Source organism: Sulfitobacter profundi (assembly GCF_042661425.1).
Taxonomy (GTDB): Bacteria; Pseudomonadota; Alphaproteobacteria; order Rhodobacterales; family Rhodobacteraceae; genus Sulfitobacter; species Sulfitobacter profundi.
This window is the reverse complement of sequence record NZ_JBHSWA010000001.1, coordinates 1,305,894-1,322,180: the sequence shown is the minus strand read 5'-3', so window position 1 is coordinate 1,322,180 and position 16,287 is coordinate 1,305,894. Positions and strand designations below refer to the sequence as shown.

The window sequence follows — 16,287 nt, the reverse complement described above, 5'->3', positions numbered from 1 at the left end:
CAGAGGTTTCTGCCACTTTATGGCTCATCCGTGATGTGTGCTCGAAAGGGTATGCCCAGCCTCACCAAATCGCCTACCCGGGGGGGCAGGCGATGGCCCGGTGCCTGCGGCTTGATTCCGGGCCGGTGCTTCATTTCACCCTACTGAAACGGTGTCGGGGAAGTCCCTTACCGGCAAAGCGCGCCACATCATCCACCCGCTTCGACCGTGCCGTCGTGGTCCGCGCCGCGTCGATCCATGCCAGCGCATCGGCGCGCAACTCATCGCTGTATCCGTTCCAGCCCGCCTGTGCGCCGGTCTCTTCCAGCGCTTGGGCGAGGTCTTCGGGGAGGTCTATATGCTCCATCAATGCGCCTCCGCCCAGTTGGCACCGACGCCGGCATCGACGATCAGCTTTACATCAAGCTTCACCACCGGATCATTGGCGTTCTCCATCACCTCGCGCGCGGCGGCGATCAGCGCGTCTTCGGCCCCTTTTTCCACTTCGAACAGCAGTTCATCGTGCACCTGCAACAGCATCGTCGCGGGCAGATCGGCGATGGCCTCGGGCATCCGCACCATGGCGCGGCGGATCACGTCGGCGGCGGTGCCTTGGATCGGCGCGTTGATCGCGGCGCGGGCGGCGAAACCGGCTTGCGGCCCCTTGGCGCCGATGTTGGGCGTGTTGATCTTACGGCCAAAAAGCGTCTGCACATAGCCGTGCTCTTTGGCGAAGGCTTTGGTGTCGTCCATATAGGTGCGGATGCCGGGGAAGCGTTCGAAATAGCGGTCGATGAAGCCCTGCGCCTCGGCCCGTGGAATGCGCAGATTGCGCGCCAGACCAAACCCTGAGATGCCGTAGATCACGCCGAAGTTGATCGCCTTGGCGTTGCGGCGAATTTCCGGGGTCATCTGATCCATCGGCACGTCAAACATCTCGGACGCGGTCATGGCGTGGATGTCGTCACCGCGGGCAAAGGCTTCCTTCAGCGCGTCGATCTGCGCGATATGCGCAAGGATGCGCAGCTCGATCTGGCTGTAGTCCAGCGCCACCAGCACTTTGCCCTCGGGGGCGACGAAAGCCTCACGAATGCGGCGGCCTTCTTCGGAGCGGATCGGGATGTTTTGCAGGTTCGGATCGGTCGAGGCCAAACGCCCCGTCGCGGCACCGGCGATGGAATAGCAGGTGTGCACGCGGCCCGTGTCGGCGTTCACATGGTCTTGCAGCGCGTCGGTATAGGTCGACTTCAGCTTGGACAGTTGCCGCCAATCCAGCACCCGGCGGGCGAGGTCATGTTCGGTTGCCAAATCCTCCAGCACATCCGCGCCGGTGGAATATTTACCGGTCTTGCCCTTCTTGCCGCCATCAAGCCCCATCTTACCGAACAGGATTTCACCAAGCTGTGCGGGCGAGCCTACGTTGAACGTCTCTCCGGCCAGCTCGTGAATATCAGCCTCAAGCCCCGCCATCTTCTGCGCAAAGGCATTAGACATGCGGCTAAGCGTATCACGGTCAACCAATATCCCGGCGCGTTCCATCTGTGCCAACACGGGCACCAACGGGCGCTCAAGCGTCTCATAGACTTTGGTGACTTCGGCGCGGTGCAACTGCGGCTTGAAGAGTTGCCACAGGCGCAGGGTGACATCGGCATCCTCGGCGGCATAGGGCACCGCGTCTTCCATTGGCACCTTGTCGAAGGTCACGGCAGATTTGCCACTGCCCAACAGCGGTTTGATCGGCAGGGGCGTGTGGCCGAGGTAGCGTTCCGAGAGCGTGTCCATCCCATGCCCGTGCAGGCCTGCGTGCATCGCGTAGGACATCAGCATCGTGTCGTCGATGGGTGCTACGGTGATGCCGAGTTGGGCAAAGATTTTGCCGTCGTATTTCATGTTTTGCCCGATTTTCAGGATCGCAGGATCCTCCAGCATCGGGGTCAGCAGTTGCAGCGCTTCCTCAATCGGCATCTGGCCGGGCGCGAGGTCATCGGAGCCGAACAGGTCATCGCTGCGGCTGGCCTTGTGGGTCAGCGGGATATAGCAGGCCTGCCCGGCCTCAACCGACAGCGACACGCCGACCAGTTCGGCGGTCATCTCGTTCAGACCGGTGGTTTCCGTATCGACAGCGACATAGCCGACCTCATAAATCCGGTCGAGCCAAACGCGCAGCGCCTCGGCGTCGCTGACCTGCTCATATTTGCTGTGGTCGAAGGGCACATCCGCGACCTGCGGTGCGTCGGCCACGGCAGGCGCTGGCGCGTCGAGGATGGCGGGGGCTTCGCGGCCCAGCACTTCGGCCACGCGTTTTGACAGGGTGCGGAATTCCATCTCAGACAGGAAGCCGAGCAGGCGGTCGGCATCGGGGTCGCGCACTTCGAGGTCGTCGATGGTGAAGTCGATGGGCGTGTTTTCATCGAGCAGCACGAGGCTGCGGCTCAGGCGGATTTGCTCGGCATGGTCGATCAGGGTCTGGCGGCGTTTGGGCTGTTTGATCTCGCTCGCGCGTTCCAGCAGCGCATCCAGATCGCCGTATTCGTTGATCAGCAGCGCCGCTGTCTTGATGCCGATGCCGGGCGCGCCGGGCACGTTGTCGACCGAATCGCCCGCCAGCGCCTGCACATCCACCACGCGGTCAGGGTAGACACCGAACTTCTCGAAGACGCCATCGCGGTCGATGGTCTTGTTCTTCATCGCGTCCAGCATTTCCACGCCGTCGCCGACAAGCTGCATCAGGTCTTTGTCGGAGCTGATGATGGTGCAACGCCCCCGGCGGCGCGGGCCTGTACGGCGAGGGTGGCGATGATGTCATCCGCCTCATAGCCCTCAAGCTCTTTGCAAGCGATGTTGAACGCCTCGGTCGCGGTGCGGGTCAGCGGGATCTGCGGGCGCAGGTCTTCGGGCATGGCCTCGCGGTTGGCCTTGTACTGGTCGTACATGTCATTGCGGAAAGTGTGGCTGCCCTTGTCGAAGATCACGGCAACATGCGTGGGCGCATTGGGGCCGGTGTTGCCCTCAACATAGCGGTGCAGCATGTTGCAAAACCCAGCCACGGCGCCGATGGGCATGCCGTCGGATTTGCGCGTCAGCGGTGGCAGGGCGTGATAGGCGCGAAAGATGAAGGCCGAGCCGTCGATCAGATGCAGGTGGTGGCCTTTGCCGAATGTCATATGAATGCTCCGCTGGATTGGCGACCCTTTTGCCACGAAGCATGGCCCACGGCCAGACGCCAATGCGCCGCGCGGGCAGGTTCGTGCCGTCGGTTCAGATGTTCAGAGGGGGCCGGGAAGGCTCAGACTTTGCCTTCGAAATCCGTATGGACGAATTTGCAATCGCAATAGCCGCATTCGACCCAACCGCGGTCTTGTGGGATTTGCAGCCAGACGCGCGGGTGGCCAAGCGCGCCTTCGCTGCCGTCGCAGGCCACGCGCCAAGTGTTCACGATGCGGGTTTCGGGCGCTTGCAGGGTCATGGAGTTGGTCCTCGGCTCAGGCGAAAGTTGCCACTCGTTATGACCAAAGCAGGCGCGCGGGGCAAGGGCTCTGCGCGGGAATGGGAGGCTTGTGCACAAAGTGGTTCAAGTGCCAGCCCACAAGGGGTAAAAGACGCTGAACAGCCACCAAGCCGGAGCAAGCAGTCTGATGAGCGCCCCCAAACCTGTCGTATTGTGCATCCTTGACGGTTGGGGCCTCAGCGAGGTGCCGGAGGGCAACGCCCCCTGCTGGCCAAGACGCCGAATTTTGACCGGATCATGCAAGCGGGACCAAAGGCGCAGCTGATCACCCATGGCCCCGACGTGGGCCTGCCGCGCGGGCAGATGGGCAATTCCGAGGTTGGCCACACCAATATCGGCGCGGGCCGGGTGGTGGCGATGGATCTGGGGCAGATTGATCTGGCGATCGAAGAAGGCAGCTTTGCCGAGAATGCGCGGCTGCGGGGTTTTATCGCCAAGCTCAAGGAAACCGGCGGCACGGCGCATCTGATGGGCGTCGTCTCGGACGGGGGTGCATGGGCATCTGAGCCATATGATCGCCGCCGCCCGCGCACTGGTTGCGGCGGGACTGCCGGTGGTGATCCATGCGGTGACCGATGGGCGCGACGTGGCACCGTCTTCAGCGCTTGGCTATTTCGAGACGCTGGAGGCGGCGCTGCCCGAAGGCGTCAGGATCGTCACCGTGACAGGGCGCTATTTCGCGATGGACCGCGACAACCGTTGGGACCGGGTGGGCAAGGCTTCGGCGGCAATTCTGCGCGGCGAAGGGCAGGCGTTTCCCGATGCCCGCGCAGCGGTGCAGGCCGCCTACGGGCGGGGCGAGACGGATGAGTTCTTTGCCGCCAGTGTGATCGACGGCTATGCGGGGGCGGCGACGGGCGACGGGCTCTTCTGCCTTAACTTCCGCGCCGACCGCGCGCGCGAGATCATGGCGGCCTTGGGCGATCCGGGGTTCGACGCCTATGACACCGGCCCGCGCCCCGATTGGGCGGCGCTGATGGGCATGGCGGAATATTCCAAAGACCACGCCGCCTATATGACCACGATGTATCCCAAGCCGGACATCAAAAACACGCTGGGGGATTGGGTGGCGCAACAGGGGCTGCGGCAGTTCCGTTTGGCCGAGACCGAGAAATATCCCCATGTGACCTTTTTCCTCAACGGGGGTGTCGAAACCCCGGCGACGGGCGAAGACCGCAACATGCCCAAGTCGCCCGATGTCGCGACCTATGACATGCAGCCCGAGATGTCCTGCGCCGAGGTGACGGATCAGTTCGTGCAGGCGATCGAGGCGGGCTATGACCTGATCGTGGTGAATTACGCCAACCCCGATATGGTCGGCCATACCGGTGATCTTGAGGCAGCGATTGCGGCTTGCGAGGCGGTGGACGCGGGCCTTGGCCGGGTGCTCAAGGCGCTGGAAAAGGCGGGCGGCGCGATGATCGTTACGGCGGATCACGGCAATTGCGAGATGATGATCGACCCCGAGACAGGCGGCGCGCATACGGCGCATACGCTTAACCCTGTGCCGGTGGTGGCGGTGGGCGCGCCCGAAGGGACCGCCCTGCGCGACGGGCGTCTGGCCGATCTGGCACCGACGGTGCTGGAGTTGATGGGCCTGCCGCAGCCCGAAGAAATGACCGGGAAAAGCCTGCTGACATGAAGCATTTCGCCGCGGCTGTTGTTTTTGCCTGCCTGCCCCTGATGGCACAGGCGCAGGCCGATGAGGCCGCCGCGGAGGCACGCGCGGCCGCGACCGCGTTGGAGGCGGCAGGGGCGCGGCTTGACCAAGCCGATGGCGCGCGCGACCGGGTGCAGGCGCTGACCGAAACGATTCAGGCGTTTGAGGCGGGGCTTGCCGCGATGCGGGCAGGGCTGCGTCAGGCGGCGATCAACGAGGCACAGCTTAGCCGCAAGCTACAGGCGCGCGAGGGCGAGGTGGCGCAGTTCTTGGGCGTTTTGCAAAGCATCGGCGGTGATCCGTCGCCCGTGGTGCTGCTGCACCCCGATGGCCCGATGGGTACTGCGCGTGCCGGGATGTTGCTGGCGGAATTGACGCCCGCGCTCAACGCCCGCGCCGATGCACTGCGCCAAGACTACGAAGACATCAAAACCCTGCGTGCCTTGCAGACCGATGCGGCACAGCGCTTGCAAGAGGGGCTGACCGAAGTGCAGCGCGCCCGCACCGCGCTCAATCAGGCGATGGCCAACCGTACCGATCTGCCCACGCGCTTTACCGAAGACCCGGTGCGCACCGCGATCCTGATTGCCTCGACCGAGACATTGGATGGCTTTGCCAGTGGCCTGTCCGAGATCACCACCGGCGCGGAAGAACCCGCCCCGGTGAACCTTGACGGTCAGGTGGGCGAGCTGCCCTTGCCCGCCCAAGGCTTGGTGCTGCGCAAGGCGGGAGAGACGGATTCGGCTGGGGTCACACGGCCCGGCATGATCCTTGCCACCCGCCCCCGCGCCATCGTCACCAGCCCCGCGGCGGCGACGATCCGCTACGTGGGTCCGTTGCTGGATCTGGGCAATGTCGTGATCCTTGAGCCGCAGGTTGACACGCTGTTTGTGCTGGCGGGGCTGGATATCGTTTACGGCCAAGCCGGGCAGGTGATTGCCGGTGGCACGCCCATCGGGTTGATGGGCGGGCCGGAAAGCGGCACAAGTTCCCAGATGTCACCAAATGGTGAAGGCACTGGCACTGACCGGACGGAAACGCTCTATATAGAAGTCAGGCAAGACAACACACCTCAGGACCCGGCAGACTGGTTCCGCACCGACAAGGATGGATAGCAGATGAAGAAATTCGTGATGGCAGCCGTTGCAGGCACGGTCGCGGGGGTGGTGGCAACCACTCAGATCGCCGGACCGCTGCTGGCGCAAGAGGCCGAGAAGACGACAAATGTTTACGAACAGCTTGATCTTTTCGGAGATATTTTCGAACGCATCCGCGCGCAATATGTCGAAGATGTCGACCCCGGTGACCTGATCGAAGCCGCCATCAACGGTATGCTGACCTCGCTTGATCCGCATTCGTCCTACCTGTCGCCCAAGGACGCCGAAAAGATGCGCGAGCAGACGCGCGGCGAATTCGGGGGTTTGGGCATCGAGGTTACCCAAGAAGAGGGTTTCGTCAAAGTCGTCTCGCCCATTGATGGCACCCCTGCTGCTGAGGCCGGGATTGAGGCGGGGGATTTCATCACCCATGTCGATGGTGAAAGCCTGTTGGGTCTTGGCCTCGACGACGCGGTCGAGATGATGCGCGGGCCGGTGGGGTCAGAGATCCTCATCACCGTGGTGCGCGAAGGGGAGCCCGAGCCCTTCGACGTTTCCATCGTGCGCGACACAATCCAGCTGACCGCCGTGCGCGCCCGGACCGTGGGCAACACCGCCGTGCTGCGTCTGACAACGTTCAACGAACAGACCTATCCCAAGATGAAAGAGGGTCTGGAGCAGCAGATCGAAGACGCGGGTGGCATGGAGAATATCAACGGCATCGTCATTGATATGCGCAACAACCCCGGCGGCTTGCTCAATCAGGCGATTGCCGTGTCGGATGCCTTCCTCGAAGAAGGGGAAATCGTCAGCACCCGTGGCCGCGACATCGAAGATGGTGACCGGGTGAATGCCACGCCGGGTGATCTGGCGATGGGCAAACCGATTGTGGTGCTGATCAACGGCGGCTCTGCCTCGGCCTCGGAAATCGTCGCGGGGGCCTTGCAGGACCACCGCCGCGCCATCGTCATCGGCACCAAGAGTTTCGGCAAAGGGTCGGTTCAGACCGTCATGCCACTGCGCGGCGACGGGGCCATGCGCCTGACCACGGCGCGCTACTACACGCCTTCGGGCCGGTCGATCCAAGCGCTTGGCGTATCGCCTGACATCGTTGTGGCCCAGCCCCCAGCCGCACCGGAGACCGAGGAAGACGAAGCATTGTCGGCACGCCCCCTCCGCTCCGAAGCCGACCTGCGCGGGCGGTTGAACAATGACAGCCTGACCGACGATCAGATCAAACAGATCGAGGACGACCGCGAAAAGGCCCGCAAGGCGGCTGAGCTGCGTGAAGAGGATTACCAACTGGCCTATGCCATCGACATCCTCAAGGGTCTGTCGGCTTTGGGCCCGAACGAGTAAAATATCGTAAACAAGATGCAAAAAGCCCCGCTGGAGACAGCGGGGCTTTTTGTTTGGGGCCGGTCCGTTGGCGGTGGGGCGGGGCAGGACCTAGAGCGCGCCGCGTTCCGATTGCAGTGCGGGGCGGCGCCCGCCTTACCCCGTTTCGCGGCAATGCCGCCGAAAGGCGCGTTTGAGCATGTCGAGTTCGGCCCGCAGCAGGTCCATCTCGGACCGAATGTCATCGCCAAGCGCTTCATCCGCGATCAGTGTCACATGACCCAAGAGCGCCCCGCTGGTCTTTTCGGTGATAACGAGGGTCTGCACCCCATCGGCAATCGCCTCGGGTGGGAGGGCGAAGGAGAGGTGCCAGCGCCCCTCGGTCCCTTCGGCTTCCAGTGTCACCTCTGCCACCCCTTTGCCTTCATGCGTCACGCTGATCTGCGGGGTGTCGGTGCCGTCCTGGGCGGTCAGCACGCCGTGCCAGATGCCTTGGCGCAATACAGTCTTGGTCAGGTCAAAGTGGCTCATGACGGGGTCCTAGATCTGGGCGCGGGGGCGGCGCGAGAAAGTGAGGTCGCGCAGCACGACTTGGTTCATGTCCGGCCCCTCAAAAATAAGGTCGATCCATGCCGCCTCGATCCGCTTTTCGTTGAGATTGCTATAGGCCAGATCAAATTCGACGCTGATGTTTTCCTGACCAACGGGCAGTTCGCGGACGATCTGTTCGGTGTTCGGACCATGGCGGATGTTGAGCCGGGCAAAGATCTCAAGCGGGTGTTCCAGTTGCACGATCGTATCCATGCGGATCAGGTGGCGGCGTTTCAATCCGGTGATGGCGTCGGTGGGCAGATTAATCACCAGCGACAGGAAAGACCCATCAAATTTGAAGACATCGAGTTGCAGCCCATAGGGGCCAAATCGGCCTCGCGCAGGTTGCGCAACTGGCGCAGGGTCAGTTCCGATTGCGCGCAATCGTGGAACAGGGTCACTTCCTCGCCCAGTGTGGATTTGGTTTCGACCGACGACATCCCCGGCGTGGCAAGCGGGCCGCGCCAAAGCTCGGGCCGCCATGCCCAATCGGCGTTATGCGGTTTCGGAAAGCCGCTGGCGCCAATCGCGGGCAGGGCGAGGCGGTCTTCTGCGCGGTGAATCAGACGATCCAGTTGGGCGCGCAGCAGCCGGGCGCGGCTGCGTTGGCGGCGCAGGGTGGCAAGATCGACCGTGGCAGCCTTGCGGGCCGCGCTGGCCCAACGTTGCAGTGCGCGGGCATAGAGCTTGTTCTCCAGATAGCCGCTGGGGAAGTTGACCATGAACCTGCGCCTCTCATTTTGTCGCAGTCTATGCAAGGCGGGCATTTCGTTCAAATGAATAGCCCCCGTGATTGTTTCCGGGGGCGGGCAGTGTTGCCAATTTGGAAACAACGGGCGGGTCAGCTGCCAGCGGGGGCAGCCTTCGCGCTTTTGCTGCGGCTTTGTCGGATCAGGTCTGCGACCAGTGCGCGGCCCTCTTCGGAAATGGCCCGGCTTTGCGGTGCGCCGTAGAGGGTGACGCTGGCGACATGGCCGCCGATCCGTGCCATGCCGCGCCAGTGGCGGGGCGACATGCCCTCGGCGGGCACCGGCCCTTGGGCCACAAAAATCGTTGCGCCTTCAATGCTGCCGGCCTCTTGCAGCTGGCTCAGGCCAGTGGCCTCGGCGACCTGTTGCGGGGTGGGCAGAGGGGCCTCCGCCTCGGCCTCGATCAGCGCCAGCGTTAAGATGCCACGCGGCGCGGCGGTGACCACATCCGGCAGGCCAAGTGCGTCGCAGCGCGCCATCAGGGCAAAGCGGCGTTTGAGGCTTTTGGGGTCGATGCAATAGCCCTGCGGGGGCACCACCTGCACAGCGCCCCCGGCCAGCGCCGTTTGCCGCAGGGGTTTGTCGGGCGCGCCGGTGCCGCCGCCAAAGGAAAACCCTGACCGCCTTCGCAGGCGGACAGGGTGAGCATAGCAAGTGCCGCAAGAGGGCGCTTAGAGGTCCATGTAATCATGGGTCTCGGCCTGAGCGCCCGGATGTGTCACGGCACCAAGGTAGGTGGGGCCGACAAGCTTGGCATATTTCCACAGCGCGCCGCTTTGGTAGTTCGTCGCACGGGGGCCAGCCCAGCCCTTGCGGCGCTCGGCTAGTTCATCCTCGCTCAGATCGACGCTGATGCTGCCGGTGATGGCATCAAGGGTGATCATGTCGCCGTTTTTCAGCAGCGCAATCGGCCCGCCGTGTGCGGCTTCTGGCCCAACGTGACCCACGCAGAAACCACGTGTCGCGCCCGAGAAGCGGCCATCGGTGATCAGCGCCACTTTCTTGCCCATGCCCTGACCGGAAAGGGCCGCGGTGGTCGCCAGCATCTCGCGCATGCCGGGGCCGCCTGCGGGGCCTTCGTTGCGGATGACGAAAACATCGCCTTCGGAATAGGCGCGGTTCTGCACGGCTTCAAAGGCGTCCTGCTCGCATTCGAACACCAGTGCCGGGCCGGTGAAAACGATGTCTTCTTCCGACATGCCCGCGATTTTCACGATGGCGCCTTCGGGGGCAAGGTTGCCTTTGAGGCCGACAACACCGCCGGTCTTGCTGATCGGATTGGCGACCGAGTGGATCACCTTGCCGTCTGCTTCGCGGGTCACTTGATCCAACACTTCGCCCATCGAGTATCCGGTGGCGGTCATGCAGTCTTCGTGAATAAGGCCCGCTTTGCGCAACTCATTCATCACCACCGGCACGCCGCCCGCATCGTAAAGATCTTTGGCCACATAAGCGCCGCCCGGTTTCATATCGACGAAATAGGGTGTGTCGCGGAAGATTTCGCAAACGTCTTCGAGGTAGAACTCGATCCCGGCTTCATGCGCCATGGCGGGCAAGTGCAGGCCCGCGTTGGTCGAGCCGCCGGTGCAGGCCACGATGCGCGCTGCGTTCTCGAAGGCTTCGCGGGTGCAGATGTCACGCGCGCGGATGTTCTTTTCGATCAAGTTCATGACCGCCGCCCCCGAGGCTTCGGCATAGGCGTCGCGGCTCTCATAGGGCGCGGGCATGCCCGACGAGTTCGGCAGCGCGAGGCCGATGGCCTCCGACACGCAGGCCATGGTGTTTGCGGTGAACTGGCCGCCGCAAGCACCCGCCGATGGGCAAGCCACGCGCTCAAGCACGTCCAAAGCGGCTTGCGACATGGTGCCGTTTTGGAAGCGGCCCACGGCTTCGAACATGTCCTGCACGGTCAGGTCACGGCTGGCGAAATCCTCGGGCACATCGGCCCCGGCAGGCGCTTTGCCCGGCAGGATCGACCCGCCATAGAGGAAGACCGACGGCACGTTGAGCCGCAGCATGGCCATCATCATCCCCGGCAGCGACTTGTCACAGCCCGCCAGACCCACGATCGCGTCATAGCAATGGCCGCGCATGGTCAGCTCAACAGTGTCGGCAATCGCCTCACGCGAGGCCAGCGAGGAACGCATGCCCTCATGGCCCATCGCAATGCCATCGGTGACGGTGATGGTGGTGAATTCGCGCGGGGTGCCCTGTTCGGAATGCACGCCTACTTTTACAGCCTGCGCCTGACGGTTCAGCGCGATGTTACAGGGGGCTGCTTCGTTCCAGCAGGTGGCGACGCCCACCAACGGCTGGTGAATCTCTTCTTCGGTCATGCCCATGGCATAGTAGTAAGACCGGTGCGGCGCGCGGGCCGGGCCTTCGGTCACGTGGCGGCTGGGCAGCCGGGATTTGTCGAAGCGGGGCGTGGTGGACATCGGTGGGCTCCTTGAAACGTCTTGAATGGAATAGAGGGGCAGGGGCGGTGCTGCAAGGCTTTGGCGCGTATGAGGCGGGGGAACTGTTGTATCGCAGCGTGTTAGGGCATAGGTTCTGACCTTCTGACGCGGTCGGTTTGACCTGCCCGCAAGCGTGAAAGCCTGGCATATGCTCTGCAAGAACCACCCTCGATCCGACCTGCGCCTCCTATGACGTGGCGGCCCGATTACAGCGCCCATGCGGCCTTCGTCGCGCCCGCACGCGCCTCATCGGCGCTTTGGCGGTTTTTCTTGGGGTTGTTCGTGGCGGTGGTGGCCTATGTCGCGCTGAACGAGCTTTATTTTCAGACGGTCTATGCGCTGGCAGGCACGGCGGCGGCATCGCTGCATGGCAACCTGCTTGAAGGGGCCACGCCGCAGGCCATGTATCTGCTGCTGTTCAGCTTTGGGACCATGGCGATGGCGGTCGGTGTGACTGTGCGGGTCGTACACCGGCGCAGCGCGGGCAGCTTGCTGGGCGTGCCGGGGCGGCTTTGGCCGAGTTTTCGCGCGGTGTCCCTTGCTATGCTGGCCCTTGGGGCGGTGCTGCTGGTCCTGCCGCCGTGGGACATGGGCGGCGAACTGACGCCGAACCTGCCGCTTGGCCGCTGGCTGCTGCTTTTGCCACTGTCGCTGCTGGCGGTGTTGGTGCAGGTCAGCGCCGAAGAGATCGTCTTTCGCGGCTATGTACAGCAGCAACTGGCGGCACGGTTTCGCTCGCCGCTGATCTGGATGGTCCTGCCCTCGGCGCTTTTCGCGCTTGGTCACTACCTGCCTGCCGAGGCGGGGGAGAATGCGCTGATGGTGGCGCTCTGGGCTGGGGTCTTCGGCATCCTGATGGCTGACCTTACTGCGCGCTCCGGCTCGCTTGGGCCCGCCATCGCGGTGCATCTGTGGAACAATGTCTCTGCCATTCTCATTGTCTCTCTGCCGGATGATCTTTCGGGGCTGGCGCTTTATCTGACGCCGTTTTCGATGGATGACGCGGCGGCGTTGCGGACTTGGTTGCCGGTGGATTTCGCGTTGATGTTGGTGTCGTGGCTCGCGGCAAGGCTGGCGATACGCCGCTGATTGCAATTTCCCCATGCGGGGATTATCTGGAACGGAACCACAGCAGAGGCCTGCCAATGAACTGGATCACAAACTACGTCCGTCCGCGTATCAACTCGATCTTCTCGCGCCGCGAGACGCCGGACAACCTGTGGACCAAGTGTAACGAATGCGGCACCATGCTGTTTCACCGCGAGTTGGCGGACAATCTAAACGTCTGCACCAACTGCGGCCATCACATGCACATCAGCCCGCGCGAGCGGTTCAAGGCGCTGTTCGACGGTGGCATCTTTACCGAGGTGAAGGTTCCTGCGCCCACGCCAGACCCGCTGCATTTCAAGGATCAGAAGCGCTATCCCGACCGGATGAAGGCCGCGCAAAAGCAGACGGGCGAGCATGAAGCCATGCTCGTGGTCACGGGTGAGATTGGCCGCACGCCGATTGTGTCCTGTGCGCAGGACTTCTCGTTCATGGGCGGCTCCATGGGCATGTATGTGGGCAATGCGATCATTGCCGCCGCCGAGGAAGCGGTGAAGCTGAAGCGCCCTCTGGTGCTGTTCTCCGCCGCCGGTGGCGCGCGGATGCAAGAAGGTATCCTCAGCCTGATGCAGATGCCGCGCACCACGGTCGCCGTGCAGATGCTGAAAGAGGCGGGCCTGCCCTATATCGTTGTGCTGACCCACCCCACGACCGGCGGCGTCACCGCGTCCTATGCGATGTTGGGCGACGTGCAGATTGCCGAGCCGAACGCGCTGATCTGCTTTGCCGGGCCGCGTGTGATCGAACAGACCATCCGTGAAAAACTGCCCGAGGGCTTTCAGCGGGCGGAATATCTGCTCGACCATGGGATGCTCGACCGGGTGACCAAACGGACCGAGATGCGTGATGAGTTGATCACCATCACCCGCATGCTGATGGGCCTGCCGCCCGCCGTGCGGGGTGACCTGCCCGCGCCCGAAGAAGTGGAGGTGGCCGAGGCCGCCGCCGCCGTTCAGGCCGCAGCGGAGTTGCCCGCCGATACGCCTAAGAAGAAATGAGCACGCCTTCATCGGATGTCATCCTTGAACGGATGATGGCGCTGCATCCCAAAATCATCGATCTGACGCTCGACCGGATGTGGCGGCTGCTGGAGGCTTTGGGCAATCCGCAGAACGACCTGCCGCCGGTGATCCACATTGCGGGCACCAATGGCAAAGGGTCGACCCAAGCGATGATCGCGCGGGGCTAGAGGCGGCGGGCAAGACCGTGCACGCCTATACCTCACCCCATCTGGCGCGGTTTCATGAGCGTATTCGCGTTGCAGGGCAGCTGATCTCAGAACCCGATCTGGCGGCCGTGTTAGAAGAATGCCACGCTGCCAACGGTGGCGAAGAGATCACCTATTTCGAGATCACCACCTGCGCCGCCATCCTCGCTTTTTCGCGCAGCAGAGCCGATTACACGCTGCTGGAGGTGGGGCTAGGCGGGCGCTTGGATGCGACAAATGTGATCGACCCGGCGCTGACCGTGATCACCCCGGTGTCGGTCGATCATCAGCAGTATTTGGGCGAAACGCTGGCCGAAATCGCGGGCGAGAAGGCTGGCATCATCAAGCGTCTTGTGCCCTGTGTGGTCGGCCCGCAGCAAGACCCCGCGCTTGAGGTGATCGAAGACCGCGCCGCGAAACTGGGCGCGCCGCTTTTGGCCTATGGCCAGCAATGGCATGTCGCGCCCGAAGCAGGGCGCATGGTCTATCAAGATGAGCGCGGCTTGCTTGATCTGCCGCGCCCCAATCTGCCCGGCGACCATCAGATCATGAACGCGGGGGCCGCGCTGGCGGCGCTGCGCCAGCTTGGGATCGATGCAGAGGCTTGCGAGGCTGCCGTGACGCAGGCGCAGTGGCCCGCGCGGATGCAGCGGCTGTCAGAGGGGCCGCTGGCCCGCATGGCACCCGAGGGTGAGCTTTGGCTGGACGGCGGGCACAACCCCGCCGCAGGCGTGGCGCTGGCCGCGACGCTGGCCGCTTTGCCGAAACGCCCGACGCATCTAATCTGCGGCATGTTGAACACCAAGGATATCGCCGGATACTTGCGCCCCTTGGCGGCAGAGGCGGCAAGTCTGACCGCCGTGTCGATCCCCGGCGAGGCGGCGACCCTACCTGCCGAGGCGACGGCCAAAGTGGCGCGTGATGTCGGGTTCGAGACCGCCGAGGCCGAGAATGTCACCGCGGCGCTCAGGGCGATCATCGCCCGCGAACCCCATGCGCGTGTGCTGATCTGCGGCTCACTCTACCTTGCCGGTAGCGTGTTGCGTGAAAACGTCTAGTTAACCATATTTGGGTGTACCGCTGCTGCGAAGTGCAGATGTGGTGTATCTTGGTCTTAGGAAGTCTCCCCTTTCGAATTTGACCGAGGTGTCCCCATGCGCAATTTCAGCCAGTCCGCGCGTCACGATCAGGACGATGCACGGAAATATCAATTTATCTTCATGGCCATAGGTGTCGCCATCATCGCAGGCGGCCTGTGGTGGCTTTATGAAGTCGAGCGGCCCTATCACCCGATTTTGCAGGGCAATGACCTGCATATGCAGCCGGTAAGTGATTCCTGATTTGGCGGCAGGGGGCGGTCAGCGCCCCCAGTCTTCCCCCTGCATTTCGCGCAGTCTGGAGGCTGTGCGCTCGAACTCAAAGGTGCCTTCGCCTTCGAGATAGAGCATTTCCGGCGCGGCGGCGGCAGAGCAGATCAGCCGCACCTTCGCCTCATAAAGCGCGTCGATGAGCGTGACAAAGCGCTTGGCCTCGTTAAAGTTCGAGCGGCCAAGGGTGGGGATGTTGTCCAGCAGTAGCACCCGCACGGCCTGCGCCAGCGCGAGGTAATCCGCGGCCCCCAAGGGCTGCCCGCAAAGCGCGTGGAAACCGGCGCGGGCCATGCCGTTGTGAAAGGCCGGGATCACCACTTCGCGGCCCTTGACGTGGAGGGTCAGCGGCTCGCCCTTTGTGCCTGCAAGATCGTCCCAAACCGCATCCATCGCGGCGCGGCTCTCGGCGTTGACGGGGGTGAAATAGACCTGCGACCCGGCCAGCCGATCTTGGCGGTAGTCGGTCGGGCTGGCAAGTTCATGCACCACCATGCGCTCTTTGATGAGGTCGATGAAAGGGACAAACACCTCGCGGTTGATGCCGTTTTTATACAGGTCATCGGGCAGGCGGTTGGAGGTGGTGACGACCACGACCCCGGCGGCAAAAAGCGCCTCGAACAGGCGGCCCACGATCATCGCGTCGGTGATGTCGGTGATCTGCATCTCGTCGAAAGCGAGCAGGCGCACGCTGTCGGCCACATCGCGGGCAACGGGCGCGATGGCGTCATCCACGCCGGTCTTGCGGACATCATGCATGGCGTTGTGAATTTCCTGCATGAAGGCGTGGAAATGCACCCGGCGCGCGGGCACGTCGGGCAGATGCGCCACGAACATGTCCATCAGCATCGACTTGCCGCGCCCCACGCCACCCCAGAGGTACAGCCCCTTGGGCGGTTCGGGCGCCTTGCGAAAGAAGCTTTTCTTCGGCGGGTGGGCCAGCGCATCGCGGATGCGGTCAAACTCCGCCATGACGGTTTCTTGGGCCGGGTCGGCCTGTAGCTTGCCCTCGGCGACAAGCCGGGCATAGGTTTCGCGCATATTGCTCATGGCGGGAGAGATAGCGTGCTGGTGGGGGAGAGGAAAGGTGGTCTTGTGTGGCAGAGTGCGAAGCAACTGAGGGCCATCGGCTGCCCGCGGGTCGGCGATCCGCGGCAGGTCGCTGCCACTTTATGGCTCAACCATGATGTGCGTTTGCCAAGTCCCACCTAGCCGTACTAAATCG

Annotated in this window: 11 protein-coding genes and 4 pseudogenes; 7 read left to right on the top strand and 8 right to left on the bottom strand. The window is 63.3% G+C overall.

From position 1 onward, the window contains the following. Positions 1 to 130: 130 nt before the first annotated feature. From ACFQAU_RS07000 to ACFQAU_RS06990, 3 genes and pseudogenes are all read right to left on the bottom strand, one after another. A complete protein-coding gene (locus ACFQAU_RS07000; RefSeq protein WP_386281380.1) occupies positions 131 to 346 on the bottom strand; it encodes a YdeI/OmpD-associated family protein in 216 nt (71 codons plus the stop codon). After that, positions 346 to 3,143, bottom strand: a pseudogene (gene polA / locus ACFQAU_RS06995) (DNA polymerase I). Before polA ends, ACFQAU_RS07000 begins: the two are co-directional and overlap by 1 nt. 122 nt (positions 3,144 to 3,265) lie before the next feature. Further along, on the bottom strand, positions 3,266 to 3,445 hold the full coding sequence (locus ACFQAU_RS06990) for a zinc-finger domain-containing protein (protein ID WP_067622513.1): 180 nt from the start codon (positions 3,443 to 3,445) through the stop codon (positions 3,266 to 3,268). A 169-nt stretch (positions 3,446 to 3,614) separates the two neighbouring features. Between ACFQAU_RS06990 and gpmI the strand changes: the two are divergent. The 3 genes and pseudogenes from gpmI to ACFQAU_RS06975 all read left to right on the top strand — a co-directional run bounded on the left by gpmI (position 3,615) and on the right by ACFQAU_RS06975 (position 7,603). Beyond that, positions 3,615 to 5,129, top strand: a pseudogene (gpmI, locus tag ACFQAU_RS06985) (2,3-bisphosphoglycerate-independent phosphoglycerate mutase). Beyond that, positions 5,126 to 6,262 (top strand): murein hydrolase activator EnvC family protein, encoded by a 1,137-nt coding sequence (locus ACFQAU_RS06980; RefSeq protein ID WP_132443854.1) that lies wholly within the window; start codon positions 5,126 to 5,128, stop codon positions 6,260 to 6,262. Before gpmI ends, ACFQAU_RS06980 begins: the two are co-directional and overlap by 4 nt. A gap of 3 nt (positions 6,263 to 6,265) precedes the next feature. Beyond that, positions 6,266 to 7,603: a S41 family peptidase gene (locus tag ACFQAU_RS06975; protein WP_067629308.1), complete on the top strand. Its 1,338-nt coding sequence runs from the start codon at positions 6,266 to 6,268 to the stop codon at positions 7,601 to 7,603. Between the two features lie 135 nt (positions 7,604 to 7,738). On the opposite strand, the gene ACFQAU_RS06970 is transcribed toward ACFQAU_RS06975, so the two are convergent. The 4 genes and pseudogenes from ACFQAU_RS06970 to ilvD all read right to left on the bottom strand — a co-directional run bounded on the left by ACFQAU_RS06970 (position 7,739) and on the right by ilvD (position 11,360). Next, positions 7,739 to 8,113, bottom strand: coding sequence for a hypothetical protein (locus ACFQAU_RS06970; protein WP_132443853.1), 375 nt, complete (start codon positions 8,111 to 8,113; stop codon positions 7,739 to 7,741). 9 nt (positions 8,114 to 8,122) lie between these two features. Continuing rightward, positions 8,123 to 8,895, bottom strand: a pseudogene (locus ACFQAU_RS06965) (DUF6478 family protein). Positions 8,896 to 9,014: 119 nt separating this feature from the next. After that, positions 9,015 to 9,467, bottom strand: a complete 453-nt coding sequence (locus ACFQAU_RS06960; protein ID WP_386281373.1) for a hypothetical protein — start codon at positions 9,465 to 9,467, stop codon at positions 9,015 to 9,017. Positions 9,468 to 9,593: 126 nt separating this feature from the next. Next, the gene (gene ilvD / locus ACFQAU_RS06955) at positions 9,594 to 11,360 is read right to left on the bottom strand and encodes a dihydroxy-acid dehydratase (RefSeq protein ID WP_120352009.1); all 1,767 of its coding nucleotides are present in this window, start codon (positions 11,358 to 11,360) and stop codon (positions 9,594 to 9,596) included. Positions 11,361 to 11,570: 210 nt separating this feature from the next. Between ilvD and ACFQAU_RS06950 the strand changes: the two genes are divergently transcribed. The 4 genes and pseudogenes from ACFQAU_RS06950 to ACFQAU_RS06935 all read left to right on the top strand — a co-directional run bounded on the left by ACFQAU_RS06950 (position 11,571) and on the right by ACFQAU_RS06935 (position 15,035). Then, on the top strand, positions 11,571 to 12,470 hold the full coding sequence (locus ACFQAU_RS06950; RefSeq protein WP_132443850.1) for a CPBP family intramembrane glutamic endopeptidase: 900 nt from the start codon (positions 11,571 to 11,573) through the stop codon (positions 12,468 to 12,470). A gap of 56 nt (positions 12,471 to 12,526) precedes the next feature. Then, positions 12,527 to 13,486, top strand: coding sequence for an acetyl-CoA carboxylase, carboxyltransferase subunit beta (gene accD / locus ACFQAU_RS06945; protein WP_067941664.1), 960 nt, complete (start codon positions 12,527 to 12,529; stop codon positions 13,484 to 13,486). Further along, positions 13,483 to 14,753, top strand: a pseudogene (locus ACFQAU_RS06940) (bifunctional folylpolyglutamate synthase/dihydrofolate synthase). Before accD ends, ACFQAU_RS06940 begins: the two are co-directional and overlap by 4 nt. Positions 14,754 to 14,849: 96 nt before the next feature. Next, positions 14,850 to 15,035: a hypothetical protein gene (locus ACFQAU_RS06935; protein WP_067629297.1), complete on the top strand. Its 186-nt coding sequence runs from the start codon at positions 14,850 to 14,852 to the stop codon at positions 15,033 to 15,035. Between the two features lie 18 nt (positions 15,036 to 15,053). Here ACFQAU_RS06935 and zapE read toward each other — a convergent pair whose 3' ends face one another. Further along, on the bottom strand, positions 15,054 to 16,112 hold the full coding sequence (gene zapE, locus ACFQAU_RS06930) for a cell division protein ZapE (protein WP_132443848.1): 1,059 nt from the start codon (positions 16,110 to 16,112) through the stop codon (positions 15,054 to 15,056). Positions 16,113 to 16,287 lie beyond the last annotated feature (175 nt).

Coding starts and splice junctions, on each gene's coding strand:
- ACFQAU_RS07000 (WP_386281380.1), bottom strand. CDS start 346: ATGGAGCATATAGACCTCCCCGAAGACCTCGCCCAAGCGCTGGAAGAG.
- ACFQAU_RS06990 (WP_067622513.1), bottom strand. CDS start 3,445: ATGACCCTGCAAGCGCCCGAAACCCGCATCGTGAACACTTGGCGCGTG.
- ACFQAU_RS06980 (WP_132443854.1), top strand. CDS start 5,126: ATGAAGCATTTCGCCGCGGCTGTTGTTTTTGCCTGCCTGCCCCTGATG.
- ACFQAU_RS06975 (WP_067629308.1), top strand. CDS start 6,266: ATGAAGAAATTCGTGATGGCAGCCGTTGCAGGCACGGTCGCGGGGGTG.
- ACFQAU_RS06970 (WP_132443853.1), bottom strand. CDS start 8,113: ATGAGCCACTTTGACCTGACCAAGACTGTATTGCGCCAAGGCATCTGG.
- ilvD (WP_120352009.1), bottom strand. CDS start 11,360: ATGTCCACCACGCCCCGCTTCGACAAATCCCGGCTGCCCAGCCGCCAC.
- ACFQAU_RS06950 (WP_132443850.1), top strand. CDS start 11,571: ATGACGTGGCGGCCCGATTACAGCGCCCATGCGGCCTTCGTCGCGCCC.
- accD (WP_067941664.1), top strand. CDS start 12,527: ATGAACTGGATCACAAACTACGTCCGTCCGCGTATCAACTCGATCTTC.
- ACFQAU_RS06935 (WP_067629297.1), top strand. CDS start 14,850: ATGCGCAATTTCAGCCAGTCCGCGCGTCACGATCAGGACGATGCACGG.
- zapE (WP_132443848.1), bottom strand. CDS start 16,112: ATGAGCAATATGCGCGAAACCTATGCCCGGCTTGTCGCCGAGGGCAAG.